Below are 5,480 nucleotides of genomic sequence, written 5' to 3'. Positions count from 1 at the left end.
CCTCGCCAAGCGCATAACGGACGAGACCACGCCAACCTGGCGAGGAACTTACTAGAACTTAAAGGGCAATTCGGCTACATCAAACGCCCTCTCAGTGCTGAGGAATGCTCAACTCCGCCGCATCACACGGCACGCGGGTTGACCGAAAGCGCGTTCCCCTTCTGCTGTCCATCGCGTGCACACTGACCACGTCCGCAGCCAGTCATGCCGTGAAGGACTCTCCGATGGCCGAATCGGGCCCGTCCAGATCCTCTGCAAGCGCTGTCCAGCTGTCCGCGCGTCTGCTGTGCTGGAGCCTGGCCGCTGCCATGGTCTCGGCCGCCGCGGACGCCTGCCTCCACCCCCGCCTCCGCTGGTGGGGTGCCGTGTGGCCGCTGCCCTGGTGGTTCACCTGCCTGGCCGCCCTCGCGTGGACCGTCCTGCGAGCCCGCGAGAAGGCGCACCGCACACCCCCGCAGGACAGTGCACGGAGCGACTGGGAGCAGGCCGCCTGACGGTCCCGGGCACAGCGGCCGGGAATAACCGGAGACAGTCCCCCGTTAGAGCCGGGACGACAGCACCGGCACACAGCAGGAGGCACCCCACCGTGGCGGCAGACGAGATACGCGGCGACGAGATACGCGGCGCGGCACGGGGCAGCGCCCCGGTCCCCCTCTCCGTACTGGACCTGGTCACCGTGGGGGCCGGCCGCACCGCCTCCGACGCCCTGCGTACCAGCGTCGACCTGGCCCGCCTCGCGGAACACCGCGGCTTCCACCGGTACTGGGTCGCCGAGCACCACTCCATGCCGGGCGTGGCCTCCTCGTCCCCGGCCGTGATCCTGGCCCACCTCGCCGCCCACACCGACCGCATCCGGCTCGGCTCGGGCGGTGTGATGCTGCCCAACCACTCCCCGCTCGTGATCGCCGAGCAGTTCGGCACGCTGGAGGCCATGGCCCCGGGCCGGATCGACCTCGGCCTCGGCCGGGCCCCCGGCACGGACGGCGCCACGGCCGCCGCCCTGCGCCGCACGGAACGGCCGGGCGAGGGCGCCGACGACTTCCCGCAGCAGCTCGCCGAGCTGACCCGCTTCCTCGACGACGACTTCCCCGACGGGCACCCGTACCGCCGCATCCACGCGGTCCCCGGCCCGGTGCAGGCCACGTCCCCCGGCGGCGTCCAGTCCCCGCACCGCCCGCCTCTCTGGCTGCTCGGCTCCTCCGGCTTCAGCGCCCGCCTCGCCGGTGCCCTCGGGCTGCCGTTCGCCTTCGCCCACCACTTCTCGGCGCAGAACACCGTCCCGGCGCTGGACCTGTACCGGGAGTCCTTCCAGCCCTCCGCCGTGCTCGACGAGCCGTACGCCCTCATCGGTGTCTCCGCGCTCGCCGCCGACGAGGAGAAGGAGGCCCGCCGGCAGGTGCTGGCCGCGGCCCTCAGCATGGTCCGGCTGCGCACCGGCCGCCCCGGCCTCGTGCCCAGCCCCGAAGAGGCGGAGGCCTACGAATTCAGCCCCATGGAGCGCGACTTCGTCGACTCCTGGAACGCCAACGTCATCCACGGCACCGCCGACGAGGTCCGCTCGGGCCTCGACGGCCTCGCCAAGCGCACCGGCGCCGACGAGCTGATGATCACGGCCAACGCGCACGGCGGGGACGTCCGCCTGCGCTCCTACGAACTCATCGCAGGCGCCTACGGGTTGCCGACGCCCGCCTGAACGTCCGGCGTGCCCAGCAGCTCGGAGATGCGGTCCGGCGACACCGGACGGGAGTACAGCCAGCCCTGTCCGGTGTCGCAGCCGATGCTCCGCAGCCGCGTCGCCTGCGCCGAGGTCTCCACGCACTCGGCCGTGACGGTCAGCCCGAGCCGGTGCGCGAGCTGGATCATCGCCTCGACGACGACCTCGTCGGCCGGGTTGGCGCGGGCGGCCGCCTCCCGGTCGTCGTACTGGAATCCGCGTACGAAGGACCCGTCCAGCTTCAGCACCGACACCGGCAGCCGGCTCAGGTACGCCAGGTTCGAGTAGCCGGTGCCGAAGTCGTCGATGGCGATCCGCACGCCCATGTCGCTGAGCGCCTTCAGGGTTTGCAGCGGGCGCCCCGCGGAGCCCATCACGGCCGACTCGGTCAGCTCCAGCTGAAGCAGGTGCGGGGCGAGCCCGGTCTCGGCCAGGGTCTCGGCCACGTCCGCCACCAGGTCCGAGTCCCAGACCTGCCGCACCGCCACGTTCACGCTGACGAAGATCGGCGGCTCGTCCGGGTGGTCCAGCTGCCACCGACGGGCCTGCCCGCACGCGGTACGGAGCACCCAGCGGCCCAGCGGGACGATCGAGCCGTCCTCCTCCGCCAGTCCGATGAACCGATTCGGCGTCAGTACACCGAACTGGGGATGGTTCCAGCGGATGAGGGCCTCGACGCCGTGCAGCCGGTCGTCCTCCATGCCGACCAGCGGCTGGTACTCCAGCCGGAACTCGCCCCGGTCGATGGCCGGCCGGAGCGTGGAGGCGAGGGCCTGGCGGGTCATGCGGTGCGCATTGCGCTCCGGGTCGAACAGCGTCCAGCGGGCCTTGCCGTCGGCCTTCGCCCAGTACAGCGTCGTGTCGGCGGCCTGCATCAGCGCGGTGGGGGTGGTGCCGGCCGCGTGCCGCTCCACGACGCCGATCGACGCCGAGACCGACAGCCGCTGGCCGGAGATGTCGAACGGGTCCTGGACCGCCCGCAGCGCCGACTCGGCCAGCTCGGCCAGCTGTTCGGTGCCGGTGGAGTCCTCGACGAGCAGCGCGAACTCGTCACCGCCCAGCCGGGCCACCAGCGGGATGCTGGTCCGTGCGTGGCCGGCCTCGTCCGCGCAGCGTGTCAGGCGCTCGGCGACGGCGGCCAGCAGCCGGTCCCCGACCCGGTGGCCGAGGGTGTCGTTGATGGCCTTGAAACCGTCCAGGTCCAGGTAGCACAGCCCGATCCGGCCCGTGCCGCTCTGCTTGTACGACTCCGCCTCCAGCGCGGCCGACAGCCGCTCGAAGAACAGGGTCCGGTTGGGCAGCCGGGTCACCGGGTCGTGCATCTGCAAGTGCCGCAACCGGGCCTGGAGTTCCCGGCGGGCGCTGATGTCGGCGACCGACAGCAGCACGCCGTCCTCGGCGGGCAGCGGGGCGACCGTGACCTGCACCCACAGCGAGTGCCCGTCCGGGTGCTTGAGCCGGCGCGAGCAGCGCAGCCGGGACTGCCGTCCACGCAGCACCTCGCGGTAGGCGTGCCAGGTGCGGGCGTCGGAGGTGAGGTCGACCAGGTCGGCGGCGACGGACCCGGCCAGTGAGTCCGGGCTGCCGCCGAGCAGCGTGGCGAGCGCGTCGTTGGCGCTGACGACCGTGCCCTCGCGGTCGACGACGGCCATGGCGAGCGGGGCGGCCGTGAAGACGGAGCGATAGGGCTGCCGGGTCGGGGGCTCGGTACGGGGAGACGTGTCGATCTCACTCTCTGTGACGACCGGCCGGTCCAGGTCTGCCGCGGGCGCCGGCCCTTCGGAGGTTCCGCTCACCGCTCGCTCCCGCATGTATTCGATCTCTGTCCGTGCAGGAAAGGTCAGGAAAGTGTGCCGATCATAGAGGCTGGCCCCAGGGCCTTCCAGCCGGTGTCCAGTCTTCCCGGCCGACCGGCCCTTCTGTCAGATCGTTTCTGCGCGCACCTGGACGGCTTCTTCAGGCCCCCGACCAGTTGTGACGTTCTGTGAGTACCTCGGGGGTTTCGGCTTCCGCGATTTTTCGGCCCCTTCACCCAACCGGTGCAGGCAAACAGGACGCAGTACGACAAATCATCACAGGCTGGGTGCGGTGTCCCGCGAACCGTACCCGGAGGTACCCGTGCCGCGTCCGTTTCCGCGCGCCCGACTGCGCAGTACCGCGGCCGTGTTCACCACCATGTCCGCGCTCGCCGCCACCTCCCTCGGTGCCGGTCCCTCGGCGGCCGGGCTCGATTCCGCCGCGCCCTGCGCCCTGACCCGGACCGACGCCCACCACTCGGAGGGCCTGGACACCTGGAACGCCGCCTATCCGCGCCCGGCCCGGTCCCTGGACGCGGTCATGGTCTTCCTGTCCTTCCCCGACGCCCACCCGCTGACCACGCCGCAGGAGCTGACCGCGGACCACTTCCCGGCCACCACCCGCTTCTTCGAACGCGCGTCCTACGGTCGTTTCATCCTGCGCCCGCACGCGCTGCGGCACTGGATCCAGATGCCGAAGCCGTCCACCACGTACGCCATACAGCGCGACTGGAAGCCCGGGCACCGGGCCGCGTACCTGCGTGACGCGCTCTCCGTGGCCGACCCGCGGGTGGACTTCTCGCGCTACGACGTCGTGTACTTCGTCGCCGACCCGGACGCGCCGGGCGTGGACTCCGACGCGACCAAGGTGGTGAACCTGACGAGCCCGCTGCGGGCCGACGGCACCGATCTGCGCCGGATCGTCACGGTGTTCGAACAGCATCCGCCGGACCGGCTCGTTCTCGCCCACGAGACCGGGCACGTGTTCGACCTGCCCGACCTGTACCACCGCCCCGCGGACGGCAAGGGCGACTGGGACACGCACGTCGGCGACTGGGACCTGATGGGCAGCCAGTTCGGACTGGCCCCCGACCTCTTCGCCTGGCACAAGTGGAAGCTGGGCTGGCTGGATCCGCGGCAGGTGCGGTGCGTGCAGGACGCCGGGGCCGCCCGGCTCACCCTGGAGCCGCTGGAGGCGGGGTCGGGGCTGCCGACGGCGGGGGCCGCGGGGGCGCAGCCCTTCGGGCTCGGGCGGGGCACCAAGCTCGCGGTGGTGCGGACGGGGCCGGACAGTGTGCTCGCCCTGGAGGTGCGGGGGCCGGTGGGCAACGACGTGGCCGCCTGCCGGCAGGGGTTGCTCGTGTACCGGGTGCGGGGCGGGGCGCGGTCGGGGAGTGGGCCCATCGAGGTGATCGACGCCCATCCGCGCACCGGCGCGTGCTGGGAGGACTCCGTCTACCCGCCCCTCGCGGACGCGCCCATCGGCATCGGGGAGAGCTTCACGGTGCCGGGGGAGGGGGTGCGGGTGGAAGTGGAGGGGCGTACGGCTTCGGGGGCGTGGACGGTGAAGATCGCGGTGGCGCACTGAGAGGGCGGCGGTGCAGCGCCGAGAGGCGGGGGTGTGGGTGGCGCAGCCCCCACCGCGCGCGGCGAAGCCGCGCACAAACGACGGTGGCGGCTTGCGTTCGCGTTGTCCGCGAACACAAGCCGCCACCGGCACAGTGCGCCGCCAGGGACTCGAACCCCGGACCCGCTGATTAAGAGTCAGCTGCTCTAACCAACTGAGCTAGCGGCGCCTGCTGACGTCGTAGACCTTAGCATCCTGGTCGGCGGGAGGAAAAATCGAAATCCGCACCGCCGAGCGGGCCGCCCGGACGGCCGCCCAGAGCAGTACTTCGGGGCCGGGGAGCCAGGGCTGACGGGTGTCCGGCGCGACGAGCCAGCGCGAAGCGGAACGGGCGGGGGCGGTG

General features: G+C 72.1%; 4 protein-coding genes, 1 tRNA gene and 1 pseudogene. 3 read left to right on the top strand and 3 right to left on the bottom strand.

The features are described 5' to 3' along the window. Positions 1-224 precede the first annotated feature (224 nt). Together HDC93_RS30315 and HDC93_RS30310 are read left to right on the top strand one after the other, a co-directional pair. Positions 225-494 carry a hypothetical protein gene (locus HDC93_RS30315; RefSeq protein ID WP_185014029.1) on the top strand — a complete coding sequence of 90 codons (270 nt, stop codon included), beginning with the start codon at positions 225-227 and terminating at the stop codon, positions 492-494. Positions 495-586: 92 nt separating this feature from the next. After that, positions 587-1,693 carry an LLM class flavin-dependent oxidoreductase gene (locus HDC93_RS30310; RefSeq protein WP_185014028.1) on the top strand — a complete coding sequence of 369 codons (1,107 nt, stop codon included), beginning with the start codon at positions 587-589 and terminating at the stop codon, positions 1,691-1,693. Here the strand turns inward: HDC93_RS30310 and HDC93_RS30305 are convergent. After that, on the bottom strand, positions 1,669-3,525 hold the full coding sequence (locus HDC93_RS30305; RefSeq protein WP_185014027.1) for a bifunctional diguanylate cyclase/phosphodiesterase: 1,857 nt from the start codon (positions 3,523-3,525) through the stop codon (positions 1,669-1,671). The two genes, HDC93_RS30310 and HDC93_RS30305, sit on opposite strands and share 25 nt — an antisense overlap. A 277-nt stretch (positions 3,526-3,802) precedes the next feature. On the opposite strand from HDC93_RS30305, the gene HDC93_RS30300 reads away from it, so the two are divergent. Continuing rightward, entirely contained in the window at positions 3,803-5,098 is a 1,296-nt protein-coding gene (locus HDC93_RS30300; RefSeq protein WP_311774655.1) for a M6 family metalloprotease domain-containing protein, read from the top strand. Positions 5,099-5,232: 134 nt separating this feature from the next. Here the strand turns inward: HDC93_RS30300 and HDC93_RS30295 are convergent. Next, positions 5,233-5,306, bottom strand: a tRNA-Lys gene (locus tag HDC93_RS30295). Beyond that, positions 5,297-5,480: pseudogene (locus HDC93_RS37890) on the bottom strand (hypothetical protein); the annotation flags it as partial. The gene HDC93_RS30295 and the pseudogene HDC93_RS37890, both read right to left, overlap by 10 nt.

The organism is Streptomyces sp. AK010, assembly GCF_014207295.1.
GTDB classification, from domain to species: domain Bacteria; phylum Actinomycetota; class Actinomycetes; order Streptomycetales; family Streptomycetaceae; genus Streptomyces; species Streptomyces massasporeus.
Note: the sequence above shows the minus strand (reverse complement) of the source record. Positions and strands in the feature narration are given on the sequence as shown.

What these genes read in the sequence shown, in the direction of transcription:
- HDC93_RS30315 (WP_185014029.1), top strand. Translation starts at nt 225, where the DNA reads ATGGCCGAATCGGGCCCGTCCAGATCCTCTGCAAGCGCTGTCCAGCTG.
- HDC93_RS30305 (WP_185014027.1), bottom strand. Translation starts at nt 3,525, where the DNA reads ATGCGGGAGCGAGCGGTGAGCGGAACCTCCGAAGGGCCGGCGCCCGCG.